This window comes from Pseudomonas wadenswilerensis (genome assembly GCF_024749185.1).
Lineage (GTDB): Bacteria > Pseudomonadota > Gammaproteobacteria > Pseudomonadales > Pseudomonadaceae > Aquipseudomonas > Aquipseudomonas wadenswilerensis.
In genome coordinates this window covers 1,857,403-1,874,200 of the sequence record NZ_CP087191.1, presented here as the reverse complement: position 1 = coordinate 1,874,200, position 16,798 = coordinate 1,857,403, and the positions used below count along the sequence as shown (strand labels likewise).

Here is a 16,798-nt window from a genome sequence, read left to right as displayed (position 1 = left end):
CTTAGTTGAAACCACTGGTGGAGATAAAGTCGACATCGGTTTTCGGCTCGCCGCGCATCAGCAGCTCGATCACCTGGGTCAGGGTCCGGCCTTCGAACAGGATCGCGTGCAGCCCGGCCACCAGGGGCATGTACACCTGGACCTCCTGGGCTTTGACCTTGAGCACCTTGAGGGTGTTCACCCCTTCTGCCACTTCACCCAGGCGGCTGACCGCCTCGTCCAGGCTCAGGCCCTGGCCCAGGGCGTGACCGACCTGGTAGTTGCGGCTCTTGGGCGAGGAGCAGGTGACGATCAGGTCACCGACCCCGGCCAGGCCCAGGAAGGTCATCGGGTTGGCACCCTGGCTGACGGCAAAGCGGGTCATCTCGGCCAGGGCGCGGGTGATCAGCATGCTCTTGGTGTTCTCGCCCATCCCCAAGGCCACGGCCATGCCGGCGATGATCGCATAGACGTTCTTCAACGCCCCGCCCAGCTCGACACCGAAACGGTCGCCGCTGGCATAAACACGAAAGGTGCGCCCGTGCAGTACGGCCTGAACCTGCTGGCAGAGGGCTTCGTCTTCACTGGCGACCACGGTGGCCGTCAACGCGTGTTCGGCCACTTCGCGGGCCAGGTTGGGCCCCGACAGCACGCCGATGCGCGCCTGAGGGGCGATTTCTTCGAGGATCTGGCTCATCAGCTTGAAGCTTTGCGCCTCGATGCCCTTGGTCAGACTGACCAGCATCTTGCCGCCCAGTAGCTGAGCGTGCGGCGCCAGCACGCTGCGCAGGGCGCTGGAGGGCAAGGCGACGAAGATCAGCTCGCAGGCCTCGAGGGTCGCCAGCAAATCGTTGACCGGCTCGACCCCGGCATGCAACTTGATGCCCTTGAGGTAGCGCGGGTTCTCGCGGTTGGTACGCATGGCTTCGGCCTGCTCGGGGTCGCGCATCCATTGCCGCACCCGAACGCCGTTTTCCGCCAGCAGATTCGCCACGGCGGTGCCGAAACTCCCGCCTCCCAGAACTGCAACAGGCTGCTGTTCAGTCATATCCAATCCGTTAAAACCAATTAAAGTGGCGACCTGCGCATTATACGGAGCGCCAGTGCCAGAGCCAGTGGCAGATGACCGAATAGGCCTTGGGAACAGTCGCGCCATGACTGGAAAATGCCCGCCACTCGGTTAACATGCCCGACTTGAACCAGTTACCAAGGCCGCACTGTGTCTTTTGGCCCGACCTCCAATCGCCCTTTATTATTGCTGACAGCCCTGCTCAGCAGCCCCGGCATGGCTGACGACCTGTTCGTCGACAGCCAGGCCCTGCCGCAGGTGCTCACCGCCACCCGCCTCAAGCAATCGCCAGCGGCGGTGCCGGGCAGCATGACCGTGCTCGACAGCGAGCTGATTCGTGCCAGCGGCGCCCGCGACATACCCGAACTGTTGCGCCTGGTGCCGGGGATGATGATCGGCTACGGCGCCGGCAACCAGCCGACGGTCAACTACCATGGCAGCAACGTCAACGATGCCCGGCGCATGCAGGTGCTGATCGACGGTCGCTCGGTGTACCGCGCCGGCCTGGCTACGGTGGACTGGAGCGACATTCCGCTGGCCATGGAAGATATCGAGCGCATCGAGGTGTTCCGCGGCCCCAACACCGTCAGCTATGGCGCCAATGCGCTAATGGCAGTGGTCAATATCCTCACCCGCAGCCCGGCCGACAGCCATGGCACGCGCCTGAAGGTTACCCGCGGCCAACGCGGTATCAATGACTGGTACGCAAGCCAGGGCCTGGGCTGGGACGGTGGCGACCTGCGCCTGTCGTTGTCGGGCATGCAGGACGATGGTTTCGACGAAAACCGCTGGGGCCAGGACTACCGCGACAGTCGCCGCCTCAACCGCCTGGCCCTGAGTGCCAGCCACACCCTGGCCAGCAATCAGAGCCTGGAATGGCAATTCTCGGCCAAGGAAGGCAGCGATCAGCGGCCCTACACCTATAAACCGGTGTTCCCCTACATTACTGCCGCAGGCAACAACGCCGACCTCAACGCCAAGGACTACGCCGGTTCGCTGCGCTGGAACATCGACTTCAACCCCGACCACAGCCTCTATGTACAGGGCTCGGCCCAGCACTGGGATCGTGAGCAGGTATGGCGCGCCTGTGATGCGGCGCTGTCGTTCAGCCCGCAACTGACCCAGCTCTGGCGCCTGAACCCGAATTACGCCGAGCAGGTGGCGCGCAACATTACTTCGCCCTTGCCCGCCGGCAGCAGCGAGGAACGCGCCCTGGCCGAGCAGGTACAGCAACAGTGGAGCAATGGCGGTTCGCAGCAGGTCTGCGGTGATATCGACCAGAGCACCCGGGAAACCCGCTACGACCTTGAAGTGCAGGACACCCTGAGCCTGTCCGACAGCCTGCGCCTGGTCAGCGGCGCCAACTATCGCTACGACCGCGCCGACTCGCAGACCTATTTCAATGGCAGCCTGGACGACAGCACCTGGCGCCTGTTCGGTCACCTGGAATGGCGCGCCGACGAGCACTGGATCCTTCAGGGCGGGGCCATGTACGAAGATGCCCGCCTGTCCGGTAGCTCCTTGACCCCGCGGGTGGCGGTCAACTACCTGATTACCCCGCGCCATGGATTGCGCGCGGTATACTCCGAAGCGGTGCGCTCGCCGGACATGTTCGAGAACAACGTCAACTGGAGCTACCGGGTCAATAACCTGGTGCCTGGCGCTTTCGGCCGGCGCAACGCCGAATATTTCGTCAAGACCCGCGGCCCCGGCGATCTTAAACAGGAGCGCATGCGCTCGCGGGAACTGGGCTACAACGGTTACTTCGCCGATGCCGACCTGAGCGTCGACCTCAAGCTGTTCTACGACGAAATCACCGGCATGATCAGCGAGCCGCTGCGCAACAACCAGTACATCGCCAGCAACAGCAACGAGGCCCGTTTCAGCGGCAGCGAAGCGCAGTTGGACTGGCGCCTGAGCCCCGCCGACCGCCTGCGCCTGACCTACGCCTACGTCGACGCCTGGGCCAGCAACCCCGCCGACCGACGCCTGAGCGCCCACAACAGCGGCTCGGCCGGCTGGCTGCGCGACTGGGGCGCGGGCTGGTCCAGCGCCCTCTTCTATTACGGCGACGACGCCCTCAACCAGTACCGCTTCGAACGCCTCGACCTGCGCGTGGCCAAGCGCCTGCGCTGGAACCGCACCAGCCTGGAGCTGGCCGGCATGCTCCAGCAGCGTCTGGACGATGAGCCCACGACCATCGCCGACAATCGCTACGACAGCCGTCATGTGCTGTCTTTCAGTGCGGAGCTGGAATTCTGATGCGCCGCCTGCGGCGCTGGCTGCTGCTGGCCTGCCTGTGGCCCCTGTGCGGCCTGTCGGCTAACGAGATCCTGCTGACCGGCAGCCAGGACAACGCCGGTGTGCGCAGCTTCGTTGAAGCGTTGCGCGAGCGCCGTCCGGCTGATCAGGTGCGTTTCGTGCCAGTCGCCAAGCTACCCCGCCCCAGCCAGATCAAAGCCGCCACCCGGCTGATCCTGCTCGACAGTGCCAGCCTCGAATGGCGCCTGAGCGAAACCGCCGGGCCACCGGCGCTGGCCTTGCGCGTCAGCCGGGTCCAGGCCCAGCAACGGCTGGGCAGCCTGCGCCCGGCTTACCTCAGCCTGCTGTGGAGCGACCCACCCCTGGCCCGGCAGTTGCGCCTGGCCCGCTACCTGTTGCCGCAGGCCAAGCGGGTCGGCGTGCTGTATGCCGAACACAGTCAGTTCCTCCTCGATGAATTGCGCAAGGCGGCGCGTCCGCTGGGCCTGGAAATCGTCGCCGAAGCCTGGCCAGACCTGCGCGACAGCCGGCCTTTGCAAAGTCTTCTGCAAAACAGCGATGTACTGCTGGGCATCGACGATCCACAGTTGTACAACTCGAAGACGGCCAAGAACGTTTTGCTCAGCAGCTATGGCCGGCAGATGGCGCTGATCGGGCCCAATGCCGGGTTCGTCAAGGCCGGCGCCCTGGCCAGCACCCTGAGCGACCAGGACGACTGGCTGGCGGTGCTCGAACGGCTGCTCGACCAGGCGCCCAACCGCTGGCCCCGCACGCTCTACCCGGATCACTTCAGCGTGCTCGGCAACCAGCAGGTTGCCCGCGCCCTGGGCATCGAAGCGATTGACCCGTCCGCCGCCGCCCTGGCCCTGGCCGAAGGAGAAAGCACACCATGAGTCGGCGCCTGAGCTGGGACATTCACACCCGCACGCAGATCATCAGCCTCGGTCCGGCCCTGTTGCTGACCCTGCTGCTGATCAGCTTCTTTACCTTCGTGCGCATTCAGGACTTGCGCCAGGAGCTCAACCACACCGGCCAGTTGATCGCTAATCAGTTGGCCCCAGCTTCCGAGTACGGCGTGATCGCCGGCAACAACGAAGTGCTCGAAAGCCTCATGCGCGCCACCTTGAGCATCCCCCACGTGCGCTTTCTCGAGGTGCAGGACAGCAGCAACCACATCCTCGTGTACGTCGAGCAGCCTGACGAAAGCCACAACCGCGCGCAGCAGGTGGAAGTGTTCCAGGCACCGATCCGCCTGCAACAGATCCGCCTGGACAACGACTTCCTGCACAGCAACGCACCGACCAAGAGCATCGGCGATGACTACCTGGGCCGGGTGATCGTCGGCATGTCGGATGACGCCTTCAACGAACGGCAACAGGAAATCGTGGTCAAGGCCGGGATTCTTGCCCTGTTCGCCCTGCTCTTTACCTTCATCCTGGCCCGGCGCCTGGCCCTGAGCCTGGCCAAGCCGATCAGCGACATGGGCCATGCGGTCAAGGCCATCCAGCAAGGTGAGTTCAATGCGCCGCTGCCGGTGGTCGATGACAGTGAACTGGGCCACCTGGCCCGGCACATCAACAACCTCGCCAGTGCGCTGGGCAAGGCCAGTCACGAACAGCAGCAGGCCATGTCGCAATTGATCCAGGCCCGTGAAGAGGCCGAGCAGGCGAACAAGGCCAAGTCTGATTTCCTGGCGATGATGAGCCATGAACTGCGCACGCCGATGAACGGTGTTCTGGGCATGCTGCAATTGCTGGAAACCACCACCCTCAGCGAAGAACAGGCCGAGTACACGGCCGTGGCCAGTGAGTCGACCGGGCACCTGCTCAAAGTCATCAACGATATCCTCGACTTCTCGCGCATCGAGCGCACCACCCTGGAGCTGGAGCACATCGATTTCAACCTCGGCGAGCTGATCGGCAGCAGCGTGCAGTCGTTCCAGCACCTGGCCCAGCAGCGCCAGCTGGACCTGCAACTGCGTCTGCCACCGGGCATGGAGCAACTGCAGGTGGTAGGCGATCCGACGCGCATCCGCCAGGTGTTGCTCAACCTGATCGGCAACGCGCTGAAGTTCACCGAGCACGGCAGCGTACAGATCGAACCGCGCTGGCAGGTGCTCGACCGCCAGCTGATCTGGTTCACCTGCGCGGTACGCGACACCGGTATCGGCATCGACAGCACGCGCCTGGAAATGATGTTCATCGCCTTCCAGCAAGCCGACAGCTCGATCTCCCGCCGTTATGGCGGTACCGGCCTGGGCCTGTCGATCGCCCGCACGCTGACCGAACGGATGGGCGGCACCCTGCGCGGCGAAAGCCGTGAAGGCCTCGGCTCGACCTTCACCCTGGAGATGCCTCTGGCCTTGTCGACGGCGCAAACGCCGCGCCTGCCCAGCGGCCTGACCCGCCCCGAAGACGACGGCCAGGGCCGGCGCATCCTGCTGGTCGAGGACAATCCGGTGAACCAGACGGTGATCGAAGCCATGCTGCGCAGCCTGGGTTTTGAGGTGTGCATCGCTGTCGATGGCGCCCAGGCCGTGGCCCAGGCCGGGCGCCAGCGCTTTGCCGCAGCGCTGATGGATTGCCGCCTGCCGATTATCGACGGCTACGAGGCCACCCGGCGCATTCGCCTGCTGCCGCAGGCGGCCGCCATGCCGATCATCGCCCTGACCGCCAATGCCTTGCAGGGCGATCGCGAGCGTTGCCTGAACGCGGGCATGAACGACTACCTGGCCAAGCCGTTCAAACGCACTGATCTGCAACAAATTCTGCAACGCTGGTTGCCCGGTCAGGCAGCTGCGACTGGCGATAAATGCTAAATTGCGGCAGTCTTAGAGACTGGACAAGCGCTGCGAAGGGCTTGAAAATAAAATTTCAGTGCACAAGTGTACTTCTTTGCCCCGTGCGCTGTGACTTTCACTACAACGCAATAGTCTATGTGTAGGCTGCCGGCTCAAACGTACGCGTTTTGGGACGGCCGGGAAGATTTGCCCCCTGCCGCACGGGGACTATTGAGGAGCTCGCATGACCAAACAAAACGCCTTTACTCGGGAAGACCTGCTGCGCTGCAGTCGCGGTGAGCTGTTCGGCCCAGGTAACGCGCAACTGCCCGCCCCGAACATGCTGATGGTTGATCGCATCACCCATATCAGCCAGGAGGGTGGCAAGTACGGCAAAGGTGAATTGGTCGCCGAGCTGGATATCACCCCGGACCTGTGGTTCTTCGCCTGCCACTTCGAAGGTGATCCGGTGATGCCGGGCTGCCTGGGCCTGGACGCCATGTGGCAATTGGTCGGCTTCTTCCTTGGCTGGCAAGGCCTGCCGGGCCGTGGCCGGGCACTGGGTTCGGGTGAAGTGAAATTCTTCGGCCAGGTTCTGCCGACCGCCCAGAAAGTCACCTATAACATTCATATCAAGCGCGTCCTCAAAGGCAAGCTGAACATGGCCATCGCCGATGGTTCGGTCAGCGTCGACGGTCGCGAGATCTACACCGCCGAAGGCCTCCGTGTCGGCGTATTCACCTCCACTGACAACTTCTAAGGGTTATCCGCATGCGCCGCGTCGTTATCACTGGTCTGGGCATTGTTTCGTGCCTGGGCAATGACAAAGAGACCGTCTCCGCCAACCTGCGTGCAAGCCGCCCTGGCATCCGATTCAACCCGGAATATGCCGAAATGGGTCTGCGTAGCCAGGTTTCCGGCTCCATTGACCTCAACCTCGAAGAACTGATCGACCGTAAAATCTTCCGTTTCGTTGGTCACGCCGCTGCCTATGCCTATCTGGCAATGGCCGACGCGATCAAGGACTCGGGCCTGACCGAAGAGCAAGTCTCCAACCCGCGTACCGGCCTGATCGCAGGCAGCGGCGGCGCTTCGACCCTGAACCAGATGGAAGCGCTGGACATCCTGCGCGAAAAAGGCGTCAAGCGCGTTGGCCCGTACCGCGTCACCCGGACCATGAGCAGCACCGTTTCGGCGTGCCTGGCCACCCCATTCAAGATCAAGGGCCTGAACTACTCCATCGCCTCGGCCTGCGCCACCAGTGCTCACTGCATCGGTACTGCGATGGAACAGATCCAGATGGGCAAGCAAGACATCGTCTTCGCCGGTGGCGGTGAAGAAGAGCACTGGAGCCAGTCGTTCCTGTTCGACGCCATGGGCGCGCTGTCCAGCAAGCGCAATGACACCCCGGAAAAAGCTTCCCGTGCCTACGACGCTGACCGTGACGGCTTCGTCATCGCAGGCGGTGGCGGCATGGTCGTGGTTGAAGAGCTGGAACACGCTCTGGCCCGTGGCGCCAAGATCTACGCGGAAATCGTCGGCTACGGCGCCACTTCCGATGGCTACGACATGGTCGCGCCAAGCGGCGAAGGCGCCATCCGCTGCATGCAGATGGCCATGTCCACCGTCGACACCCCGATCGACTACCTGAACACCCACGGCACCTCGACGCCAGTTGGCGACGTTGCCGAAATGAAGGGCGTTCGCGAAGTGTTCGGCGACAAGGCTCCGGCCATCAGCTCGACCAAGAGCCTGTCCGGTCACTCCCTGGGCGCCGCCGGCGTTCACGAAGCGATCTACTGCATGCTGATGATGGAAGGCAACTTCATTGCCGGTTCCGCCAACATCGACGAACTGGACCCGGAAGTGGCCGACCTGCCGGTGCTGACCAAGACCCGGGAAAACGCCAAGATCGATACCGTGATGAGCAACAGCTTCGGTTTCGGCGGCACCAACGCCACCCTGGTGCTCAAGCGCTGGGAAGGCAAGTAAGGGCCAGCCCCTTATGCTCGAACGCCCCGACTCGTCGGGGCGTTTTTGTTTGTGCCATCGCGGGTCCTGCTCCGACCTTGTGGGAGCGGCGGTGCGACGACTCGACTTGACCCGCGATGCTTTACACCGAAAACCGTCCCACCAACCCATTCAGCTCAATCGCCAACTGCGACAACGCCTGGCTCGCCGCGTTGGTCTGATTCGCCCCCGCCGAGGTCTGCATGGCCAGGTCGCGGATATTGGTCAGGTTGCGGTCCACCTCCCGCGCCACCTGCGCCTGCTGCTCGGAGGCGCTGGCAATCACCAGGTTGCGCTCGTTGATCAGGCTGATGGCCGCAGCAATCTCTTCCAGCGCCGCCCCTGCGGCATGGGCGCCTTCCAAGGTGCCACGCGCCCGCTCGTTGGTGTGCTGCATACCCTCGACCGCACGATTGGTGCCTTGCTGGATGCCATCGATCATCTGCTCGATTTCACGGGTCGACTGCTGAGTGCGATGGGCCAGTGCCCGCACCTCGTCCGCCACCACGGCAAAGCCGCGCCCGGCATCACCGGCGCGGGCCGCTTCAATCGCGGCGTTGAGCGCCAGCAGGTTGGTCTGCTCGGCAATCGCACCGATCACATCCAGCACCTTGGTAATGCCATGGACCTGTTGCGCCAGCTGCCCGACCTCTTCGGCATTGGCGGTGACGCCGGCCGCCAGGTCTTCGATCGAGGTCACGGTCAGGCGCACCTGCTCACGTCCCTGGCGGGCAATACGATCCGATTCGCGCGATGCTTCGGAAGTGGCCACGGCATTGCTCGCCACCTCCTCCACCGCAGTGGTCATCTGATTGACCGCAGTCGCCGCCTGTTCGATTTCCTGGCTCTGCTGCAGCAGCCCGCGGGTGGCATCTTCGGTCACCGCGCTGAGCTCTTCGGAGGCTGAAGCCAACTGGCTGGACGAATCGGAGATGCGCCCGATGGTATCGCGCAGGCTCTGCTGCATCTGCTTCAACGCCGTGAGCAAGCGCGCCGGTTCGTCCTTGCCCTGCACCGAGATCTGCGGGGTCAGATCACCGGTGGCCACTACCTCGGCAACCTTCAGTGACTGCGCCAGCGGCCGGACGATACTGCGGGTCAGGGTCAGGGCCAGCACCACGGTGAGCACCACGGCGGCGATCAGCAAGCCGATCACCCAGACCCGCGCCTCCTGGTAGACAACCTCGGCAAGGTCGGTCGCGGTGTTGGCATGATGGTTATTGAGCGCGATCAGCTCGTTGAGACTGGCGGTCATCTGGTCGGCCAACTGGTTCATCTCGCCGTTGACCATGGCTACCGCCTCTTCAAGCCGATGCTCGGTGGACAAGGCCACCACCTGGTTCTGCAGCTTGAGATAGCGCTGCTCCAGGCCCAGGTAACGATCGAACAGGGTTTGTTCTTCGGGCAACACGATCAGCGCCTGGTACTTCTGCTGGGCTTTGTCCAGGCCGGACTTGATCTCTTCGATGCGCGACTTGTTCTGTTCCAGCGCCGCAGCATCGCGATTGACCAACAGGCGCAGGGTCAGGGCGCGGATGCGCAGCATATCCTGGGTCATCTGCCCGACCGAAATCACGCTGGGCAACCAATTGCTGTCGACCTGCGCGGACTGCTGGCGCATGCTGGTCATCTGCATCAGGGCAAAAGCGCCCAAGGCAAACACCAGCGCCGCCACCAGACCAAAACCCAGGCCGGCCCTGGGCGCGATATTCATGCTTCTCAAGCTCATCTTCTGGCTCCCTCCAAAAGCGCTGCAAAACAGTGCAGCAGTCCTTGCTTCTAGACGGTATCGGCCTGGGGAAAATTTGCGTAAGACGAAAACGTGATATCAAAAGGCCTTATGATCGCGACACCAGGGTCACCCTTGATCAGCGCACGGTAAAGCGCTGCTCGGCAAGCAGACGATCACCCTGGAAGACCATGAAATGCCATTGTCCCGGCACCACTTCGTGGTTCTCGGTGAACTCGTAGGCCATGACGTCCTGGGCCGCCCCCGGCACCAGCTTCTGCACCACTTCGAACTTGTCGTGACGCTTGCCGTCCGGGGTGCGTACACCGGGGGTGAGGTACAGCAGGGTCAGCGGCGTGTCTTCGGCGACCTTGCCCTCCAGCCGGTAACGCATACCGAACTTGCTGCCCAGGCGCGCCGGGATCTCATCGGTTGGCTGGATGGTCTGGTTGCTCTGGGTCAGCACCCGCTCACCCGGCTGGAAATTCTGGTGGCGGGTTTCGAACAGGCCGTACTCGACCGGGCCATCAACGCGAACCTCGGCAGCGGCCAGGCCACTAACCAGCATGAGCCCGCACAGGGCGCTGAAACGACGTGGGAACATAGTGCACTCCATCAGGTTGATGGCGGCAGGCTATGACACGGGCATGACAGGCTGATGACAGGGCTGTCACTTGCGTGCCTTGGGCAGTACGGCAAGGAAGTTGTCGCGGGCGACCTTTTGCGCAATCTCGGCAGGCAAGGCATCAAGGAACGGATCGAAGCCATGCAACTGCTCGCCCAGGCTGTTGAAACGCCCGACCACGTCGGAACCAAGCATGAAGCGCTCAGGGAAGCGCTTGACCAGCGCCAGCCACTCAACCCTGGGGTTGCCCTTCTCATCCAGCAGATAAGGCTGCAGCACGCTCCAGGAGAGGTCTATGTACAGGTTCGGGTAATCCTCGAGCATCCGCGTCAGGGTCGGCAGCAAAAAATCCAGCTGAGCCTGGTGACGATGAATCTCCAGGCTGGTGCCGGCATGAGCCCAGATGAAGCGGGTGTGCGGGTGATTGCGCAGTGGCTCTTCGATTTCCGCCAGGTACAGCGGGTTGCGTTCACGCTTGGAGGTGATGTTGGAGTGGATCAGCACCGGCAGGTCCTGCTCGGCGGCCAGGTGATAGATGCGGGTCATGGCCTCGTTATTGGCCCTGGGCGTGTCGCCGCTGGTGAGCGCAGTGAGGTCATCATGGCGGGTGAACACCTCGCCAATGCCCTGCCACAGGCCCGGGTGCAGCTCGAGCATGCGCTCGATGTGGGCCACGGCATTCTTGTCCACCGGGTTGAAGCCGGTGAGAAACGGATGAAAGCGCTGGCGTTGTTCGGGGCTGAGTTTCTCCAGTGCTGCCGCTACATAGATATCGGTGGCGCTGTACCAGTAGGCATCGGCATCGTCGCCAGCGTAATAACGCGGGCGCTTGGGCTCATCCTCGTGCCACTTCTTGGCCACCGGGATACCCGAGATCATCGACTGGTCGATTCGGGCTTCATCCATGGCCTTGAGCAAGGCATCCATGCCGGCGGTCTCCTGGAAGAAGTCGACGTAATGCAGGTGCGCATCACTGTAGTGATACTCGCGCGCCTGCGCCGCCTGCAGCGATACCCCCAGCAACAGCACCCAGCCCAGACACCTGGCAATCATCACGCTTTCCTTGTTGGCCGATTCAGACAGGGTAGACCGAGCCGACCACGCGCCAGTTCAGCAGGTTATGCTACAAGAACTTTCCCCCTTGGCCTGGAGCACACCGTGAGCCTTCCCCTGGTCATCCGCCCTCGCGCCGAATCGGTCGAAGGGCAACCTATCCTGCGCCCCCTGCCCTCGGCCCAGTGCCGCAGTGTCGGGCCGTTCGTGTTCTTCGACCACATGCTCGAAACCGAGTACCCGGCCGGGCGCGGCATGAACATCCGCCAGCATCCGCATATCGGCCTGTCGACTCTCACCTACCTGTTCGAGGGCGAGATCCAGCACAAGGACAGCCTGGGCTCGGATCAACGGGTCAAGGCCGGTGAAGTCAGCTGGATGACCGCTGGCAGCGCCATTGCCCATGTCGAGCGCACGCCTGCCGAGCTACTGCCCGGCAACTCGCGATTGCACGGTTTGCAAGTATGGCTGGCGTCACCCAAGGAGCATGAGCAAGGCCCTGGGCACTACAGCCATCATCCGGCGGCGAGCTTGCCGGTCAGTGACACCCTGGGGGTCAGCATTCGCATGATTGCCGGCAGCGGTTTTTGCCTGCAATCGCCGGTGCCGGTGCTGTCACCGACCCTGTATGCGCTGGTGCAGATGCAGGCGGCGACCACCCTGACGGTGCCCATCGAGCATGTCGAGCGTGCACTGTATGTGCTGGATGGCGAAGTCAGCCTGAACGACGAGGCGGTCGAGCCGTGCAGCCTGGTGATCTTGCCGCCCGGCGAGGAGATGAGCCTGTATGCCGACAGCCAGAGCCAGCTGGTGCTGTTTGGCGGGGCGCCACTGGACGGGCCGCGGCGAATGAACTGGAATTTCGTTGCCAGTGATCCGGCGCTGATCGAACAGGCGCGGGCACGCTGGGCGGCCGGAGACTGGCCGACGGTACCAGGGGAAAGTGAACGGATCGAGTTGCCTTGAGATTGATCGCCGGCAAGGCCGGCTCCCACAGGGTGGATGCATGCAGGTCCAGTGCGGGAGCCAGCCTTGCTGGCGATGGGCTGCACAGCAGCCCCGCCCCACTCAGCGCTGGAACACTTCATCGAGCAAATTGAACATCGCGCGGAACGCGCGCTTGGACGTGCGTGCGTCGTACTTCATCTTGCCGGGGATATTCGCTGCGGTATCGGTGAACGAGTGCACCGCGCCGCCATAGCTGATCAGCTGCCAATCAACCTTGGCCGCGTCCATCTCGGCTTCGAAAGCCGGTAGCTGCTCCTTGGGCACGAACGGGTCGGCGGCGCCATGCAACACCAGCATCGAGGCCCGGACCTTGCCCTCCTCGGCCGGCAGCGGCGTATCCAGGGTGCCGTGGAACGATACAGCGGCCAGCAGGCGCGCATCTTCACGCGCCAGCTCCAGCGCACAGCAGCCGCCGAAGCAGAAGCCGAAGGTGGCCAGCTTGCCAGGCTCCAGTACCGCCCTGGATTGGCCCAGCAACTGGTCCAGCGCTGCCTTCAAGCGCTTGCGCAGCTCGACGCGGTCATTCTTCAGCGGCGTCATCGCCGCACCGGCTTCATCCATGTCCGACGGACGCAGGGTCTGGCCGTAGATGTCGGCCAGCAACACCACATAACCCTGGGCGGCAACCTCGCGGGCGATACGTTCGGCGCCCTCGCCCACCCCCATCCAGTTTGGCGCCATCAAAAGCCCAGGCTGCTCGCGGGCGCCCTGGGTATAGAACAAGCGGCTCTCATAGGCTTTGCCGGCAACATGATAGACCAGCGATTCGACGGTAACCTTGCTCATGCACTCCTCCTTGCACCATGAAAAAAGCCCGCCGAAGCGGGCTTTCCTGCAACTACTTAAGCCGACAATTCGACCAGTAGCTTGTTCAGGCGACGAACGTACGCCGCCGGGTCCTTGAGGCTATCGCCCGCCGCCAGCGCGGCCTGATCGAAGAGGATGTGCGAGAAGTCGGCGAAACGGTCTTCGCTCTGCTCGTTGTCCAGCTTCTCGATCAGCGGGTGGCCCGGGTTGAATTCGAAGATCGGCTTGGAGTCCGGCACCTTCTGCCCGCTGGCCTCGAGGATCTGGCGCATCTGCAGGCCCAGGTCCTGCTCACCGATGGCCAGGATCGCCGGCGAGTCGGTCAGACGGTGCGAGACGCGCACTTCGCTGACGCTTTCGCCCAGGGCCGCTTTCAGGCGCTCGACCAGGCCTTCTTTCTCCTTGGCGACTTCTTCCTGAGCTTTCTTGTCCTCTTCGGAGTCCAGCTTGCCCAGGTCCAGGTCGCCCCGGGCGACGTCGACGAAGCTCTTGCCGTCGAATTCGCTCAGGTAGCTCATCAGCCACTCGTCGATACGGTCGGTCAGCAGCAGGACTTCGATGCCTTTCTTGCGGAAGACTTCCAGGTGCGGGCTGTTCTTCACCTGCGCGTAGGACTCACCGGTGAGGAAGTAGATCTTGTCCTGACCTTCCTTGGCGCGGGCCAGGTAGTCGGCCAGGGCAACGCTCTGCTCGCCGCTTTCGTCGTGTGTGGAAGCGAAGCGCAGCAGACCGGCGATCTTCTCCTTGTTGGCGAAGTCTTCGGCCGGGCCTTCTTTCATCACCTGGCCGAAGTTCTTCCAGAAGCCCTTGTACTGCTCAGGCTCGTTCTTGGCCAGCTTCTCGAGCATGTCCAGCACGCGCTTGGTCAGCGCCGATTTCATCGAATCGATGATCGGGTCTTTCTGCAGGATCTCACGCGAGACGTTCAGCGAGAGGTCGTTGGAGTCGACCACGCCCTTGATGAAGCGCAGGTACAGCGGCAGGAAGGATTCTGCCTGGTCCATGATGAACACACGCTGCACGTACAGCTTCAGGCCGCGCGGCGCTTCACGCTGGTACAGGTCGAACGGGGCACGGGCCGGTACGTAGAGCAGCGAGTTGTACTCGAGCTTGCCTTCGACCTTGTTGTGGCTCCAGGCCAGCGGGTTCTCGAAATCGTGACCGATGTGCTTGTAGAACTCCTGGTACTCCTCGTCCTTGATCTCGGTACGCGGACGGGTCCACAGGGCGCTGGCGCGGTTGACGGTTTCCCATTCTTCGGCCGGCTTGTCTTCGCCCTCGGCGGCTTCGACCTGTTTTGGCAGCTCGATCGGCAAGGCGATGTGATCGGAGTATTTCTTGACGATGTTGCGCAGGCGCCAGCCGTCGGCGAACTCTTCTTCACCCTTTTTCAGGTGCAGGACGATGCGGGTACCGCGCTCGGCCTTGTCGATGGTGGCGACTTCGAAGTCGCCCTCGCCCTTGGACGACCAGTGCACGCCCTCGGCGGCCGGCAGGCCGGCGCGGCGGCTGAACACATCGACCTTGTCGGCGACGATGAAGGCCGAGTAGAAGCCCACGCCGAACTGACCGATCAGGTGCGAGTCCTTCTTCTGGTCACCGGTGAGGTTCTTCATGAAGTCGGCGGTGCCGGACTTGGCGATGGTGCCCAGGTGCGCGATCACGTCCTCGCGACTCATGCCGATGCCGTTGTCTTCGAGGGTGACGGTGTTGGCGTCCTTGTCGAAGCTCAGGCGGATCTTCAGCTCGGCGCCGCCTTCGAGCAGCTCTGGCTTGGCCAGGGCTTCGAAGCGCAGTTTATCGACGGCGTCGGAGGCGTTGGAAATCAGTTCGCGAAGGAAGATTTCCTTGTTCGAATACAGGGAATGGATCATGAGGTGCAGCAGTTGCTTCACCTCGGTCTGGAAGCCCAGGGTTTCTTTTTGAGTTTCCACACTCATGGTCTTCAACACTCCGATCTGATGACAGTTGTCGTTGGGCAGGCCAGCGGCCTGCTTTCACGGCGGGATGCACAACAGATGGGGGTGGCTGGGGCTATTTCAAGGGCGAGGTCATTTCTTCGATCTTGAAATGTGCTCGTGCCGTGGCAATCGGCTCATCCGGGTTGCCTTGCCAGGCCGTGATCGCCACATTGGTCACCCGCCGGCCCTGGCGCCACAGCTGGCACTGGGCGTAGGTGTCGCGATAATGGCCGGCACGCAGGTAGTCGATGGAAAAGTCGATGATTTTCGGAATTGCCGCACTTTCACTGAAAATCAGCAAGTACAGCGCAGCCGACAACTCCATGAAGCCGGCAATCACCCCGCCGTGGATCGCTGGCAGCAACGGATTGCCGATATTGTCCTGGCTGGCCGGCAGGCAGAACAGCAGGTCATCGCCCTGACGGCTGCACTGGATACCAATCAATCCGGCATAAGGGATCAACTGCAGCAGCGGTTCGTAATTGCCTTCGGCATGCGCCTGGCGCAGTTGCTGGTGCACTTCTGGCGGGATCATTGGCCACTCCCCTTGAGCTTGTTGGCGAAATTGAGGCCGCCCTTGATGCCCTTGCCCAGACGCATGAAAGTGCCAACCACCTGCGCGATTGGCTGCTCGGGGTCATCCTGGTAAGCCACCCCGCGGGTGAAAATCACATCGCGGGAAACGCGGTAACAGTACGCGTGACCGAAAATATCCTTACCGGCCTCGGCCGGGTGCATGTAGTCGATGCGCAAGTCCAGGGTCGGGCAGACCTCGAACTCAGGCAGCGCGCAGAGGGTGGCCATGCCGCAGGTGGTGTCCATCAGGGTGGTGATCGCCCCGCCGTGCACCGCGCCGGTCTGAGGGTTGCCGACGATCCTCGCGGAGTATGGCAGCACCAGGGTCATGCCCTGGGCGTCAGCGTGATGCACGCGCATCTGGAGTACCTGACAATGGCGTAACGCCGAGAGAAAGCGCTCGGCCATTGCCAGCAAGGAAGTGTCGGTCATTTGAAAAAACTCTCAGGCCATTGAGAACATGCACACAGTCTGGCAAATGTCCATATAGATCCATTTGTTATATATCTGTATGGTGCGCGGAACTTCTACCGGTTACTTGAACTCGAAGGAACAAGTAACTTATTCCACAAGGAGAAACACCCCATGCGTAAACCTTTTGCTTTTGCCGTTATGCTCGCCGCTGCCCTGGGTCTTGCCGCTTGCGATAAAGCCAGCGAAGACAAAGCCCAAGACGCTGCGCAACATTCCGAGAACGCTCAAGAGAAAATGAACGAAGCTCAGGATAAAGTGAACGAGGCAGCGAAAGAAAACGTCGAAGCCGCCAAAGATCAGGCCGAAGCGCAACAAAAAGCCGCTGAAGAAGCTGCGAAAGAAGCCGCTCCTGCTGCCCCAGTTACTCCTGCTGAGCCTGCTAAACAGTAAGCAAGCCTGCCGGAATAAAAAAAACCCGACACTGTCGGGTTTTTTTATGGCTGCCAAAACTGGATTAAACGATTCA

15 protein-coding genes are annotated in these 16,798 nt (G+C 62.4%); 7 read left to right on the top strand and 8 right to left on the bottom strand.

All coding sequences use genetic code 11. From position 1 onward, the window contains the following. Position 1 precedes the first annotated feature (1 nt). Positions 2–1,027, bottom strand: a complete 1,026-nt coding sequence (locus tag LOY45_RS08610) for an NAD(P)H-dependent glycerol-3-phosphate dehydrogenase (protein WP_115087923.1) — start codon at positions 1,025–1,027, stop codon at positions 2–4. Positions 1,028–1,198: 171 nt separating this feature from the next. Here LOY45_RS08610 and LOY45_RS08605 point away from each other — a divergent pair, with 171 nt between their 5' ends. The 5 genes from LOY45_RS08605 (at position 1,199) to fabB (ending at position 8,081) form a co-directional block, all read left to right on the top strand. Further along, complete coding sequence (locus LOY45_RS08605) at positions 1,199–3,310, top strand: TonB-dependent receptor domain-containing protein (protein WP_476261604.1); 2,112 nt, start codon at positions 1,199–1,201, stop codon at positions 3,308–3,310. Continuing rightward, positions 3,310–4,203: an ABC transporter substrate-binding protein gene (locus tag LOY45_RS08600; RefSeq protein ID WP_115087925.1), complete on the top strand. Its 894-nt coding sequence runs from the start codon at positions 3,310–3,312 to the stop codon at positions 4,201–4,203. The genes LOY45_RS08605 and LOY45_RS08600 overlap by 1 nt, the downstream gene beginning before the upstream one ends. Further along, positions 4,200–6,128 carry an ATP-binding protein gene (locus LOY45_RS08595; protein ID WP_115087926.1) on the top strand — a complete coding sequence of 643 codons (1,929 nt, stop codon included), beginning with the start codon at positions 4,200–4,202 and terminating at the stop codon, positions 6,126–6,128. The genes LOY45_RS08600 and LOY45_RS08595 overlap by 4 nt, the downstream gene beginning before the upstream one ends. A gap of 205 nt (positions 6,129–6,333) precedes the next feature. Further along, positions 6,334–6,849 carry a 3-hydroxyacyl-[acyl-carrier-protein] dehydratase FabA gene (gene fabA, locus LOY45_RS08590; RefSeq protein WP_115087927.1) on the top strand — a complete coding sequence of 172 codons (516 nt, stop codon included), beginning with the start codon at positions 6,334–6,336 and terminating at the stop codon, positions 6,847–6,849. An 11-nt stretch (positions 6,850–6,860) separates the two neighbouring features. Further along, positions 6,861–8,081 carry a beta-ketoacyl-ACP synthase I gene (gene fabB / locus LOY45_RS08585; protein ID WP_115087928.1) on the top strand — a complete coding sequence of 407 codons (1,221 nt, stop codon included), beginning with the start codon at positions 6,861–6,863 and terminating at the stop codon, positions 8,079–8,081. A gap of 121 nt (positions 8,082–8,202) precedes the next feature. On the opposite strand, the gene LOY45_RS08580 is transcribed toward fabB, so the two are convergent. The 3 genes from LOY45_RS08580 to LOY45_RS08570 all read right to left on the bottom strand — a co-directional run bounded on the left by LOY45_RS08580 (position 8,203) and on the right by LOY45_RS08570 (position 11,506). Then, positions 8,203–9,828: a methyl-accepting chemotaxis protein gene (locus LOY45_RS08580; RefSeq protein WP_115087929.1), complete on the bottom strand. Its 1,626-nt coding sequence runs from the start codon at positions 9,826–9,828 to the stop codon at positions 8,203–8,205. 139 nt (positions 9,829–9,967) lie between these two features. Further along, positions 9,968–10,432, bottom strand: a complete 465-nt coding sequence (locus LOY45_RS08575) for a DUF3859 domain-containing protein (RefSeq protein ID WP_115087930.1) — start codon at positions 10,430–10,432, stop codon at positions 9,968–9,970. A gap of 66 nt (positions 10,433–10,498) precedes the next feature. Next, positions 10,499–11,506: an amidohydrolase family protein gene (locus LOY45_RS08570; RefSeq protein ID WP_115087931.1), complete on the bottom strand. Its 1,008-nt coding sequence runs from the start codon at positions 11,504–11,506 to the stop codon at positions 10,499–10,501. Between the two features lie 105 nt (positions 11,507–11,611). Here LOY45_RS08570 and LOY45_RS08565 point away from each other — a divergent pair, with 105 nt between their 5' ends. Continuing rightward, positions 11,612–12,472: a pirin family protein gene (locus LOY45_RS08565; RefSeq protein WP_115087932.1), complete on the top strand. Its 861-nt coding sequence runs from the start codon at positions 11,612–11,614 to the stop codon at positions 12,470–12,472. Positions 12,473–12,574: 102 nt separating this feature from the next. On the opposite strand, the gene LOY45_RS08560 is transcribed toward LOY45_RS08565, so the two are convergent. The 4 genes from LOY45_RS08560 to LOY45_RS08545 all read right to left on the bottom strand — a co-directional run bounded on the left by LOY45_RS08560 (position 12,575) and on the right by LOY45_RS08545 (position 16,290). Continuing rightward, positions 12,575–13,300: a dienelactone hydrolase family protein gene (locus LOY45_RS08560; protein ID WP_115087933.1), complete on the bottom strand. Its 726-nt coding sequence runs from the start codon at positions 13,298–13,300 to the stop codon at positions 12,575–12,577. A gap of 56 nt (positions 13,301–13,356) precedes the next feature. Next, positions 13,357–15,261, bottom strand: coding sequence for a molecular chaperone HtpG (gene htpG / locus LOY45_RS08555; protein WP_115087934.1), 1,905 nt, complete (start codon positions 15,259–15,261; stop codon positions 13,357–13,359). A gap of 94 nt (positions 15,262–15,355) precedes the next feature. Further along, entirely contained in the window at positions 15,356–15,817 is a 462-nt protein-coding gene (locus LOY45_RS08550; protein ID WP_115087935.1) for a PaaI family thioesterase, read from the bottom strand. Further along, positions 15,814–16,290 (bottom strand): PaaI family thioesterase, encoded by a 477-nt coding sequence (locus LOY45_RS08545; protein ID WP_115087936.1) that lies wholly within the window; start codon positions 16,288–16,290, stop codon positions 15,814–15,816. Before LOY45_RS08545 ends, LOY45_RS08550 begins: the two co-directional genes overlap by 4 nt. Positions 16,291–16,443: 153 nt before the next feature. Between LOY45_RS08545 and LOY45_RS08540 the strand changes: the two genes are divergently transcribed. Beyond that, the gene (locus tag LOY45_RS08540) at positions 16,444–16,722 is read left to right on the top strand and encodes a hypothetical protein (RefSeq protein WP_115087937.1); all 279 of its coding nucleotides are present in this window, start codon (positions 16,444–16,446) and stop codon (positions 16,720–16,722) included. Positions 16,723–16,798: the final 76 nt, after the last annotated feature.

What these genes read in the sequence shown, in the direction of transcription:
- LOY45_RS08610 (WP_115087923.1), bottom strand. Translation starts at nt 1,027, where the DNA reads ATGACTGAACAGCAGCCTGTTGCAGTTCTGGGAGGCGGGAGTTTCGGC.
- LOY45_RS08600 (WP_115087925.1), top strand. Translation starts at nt 3,310, where the DNA reads ATGCGCCGCCTGCGGCGCTGGCTGCTGCTGGCCTGCCTGTGGCCCCTG.
- LOY45_RS08595 (WP_115087926.1), top strand. Translation starts at nt 4,200, where the DNA reads ATGAGTCGGCGCCTGAGCTGGGACATTCACACCCGCACGCAGATCATC.
- fabA (WP_115087927.1), top strand. Translation starts at nt 6,334, where the DNA reads ATGACCAAACAAAACGCCTTTACTCGGGAAGACCTGCTGCGCTGCAGT.
- fabB (WP_115087928.1), top strand. Translation starts at nt 6,861, where the DNA reads ATGCGCCGCGTCGTTATCACTGGTCTGGGCATTGTTTCGTGCCTGGGC.
- LOY45_RS08580 (WP_115087929.1), bottom strand. Translation starts at nt 9,828, where the DNA reads ATGAGCTTGAGAAGCATGAATATCGCGCCCAGGGCCGGCCTGGGTTTT.
- LOY45_RS08575 (WP_115087930.1), bottom strand. Translation starts at nt 10,432, where the DNA reads ATGTTCCCACGTCGTTTCAGCGCCCTGTGCGGGCTCATGCTGGTTAGT.
- LOY45_RS08570 (WP_115087931.1), bottom strand. Translation starts at nt 11,506, where the DNA reads ATGATTGCCAGGTGTCTGGGCTGGGTGCTGTTGCTGGGGGTATCGCTG.
- LOY45_RS08560 (WP_115087933.1), bottom strand. Translation starts at nt 13,300, where the DNA reads ATGAGCAAGGTTACCGTCGAATCGCTGGTCTATCATGTTGCCGGCAAA.
- htpG (WP_115087934.1), bottom strand. Translation starts at nt 15,261, where the DNA reads ATGAGTGTGGAAACTCAAAAAGAAACCCTGGGCTTCCAGACCGAGGTG.
- LOY45_RS08550 (WP_115087935.1), bottom strand. Translation starts at nt 15,817, where the DNA reads ATGATCCCGCCAGAAGTGCACCAGCAACTGCGCCAGGCGCATGCCGAA.
- LOY45_RS08545 (WP_115087936.1), bottom strand. Translation starts at nt 16,290, where the DNA reads ATGACCGACACTTCCTTGCTGGCAATGGCCGAGCGCTTTCTCTCGGCG.
- LOY45_RS08540 (WP_115087937.1), top strand. Translation starts at nt 16,444, where the DNA reads ATGCGTAAACCTTTTGCTTTTGCCGTTATGCTCGCCGCTGCCCTGGGT.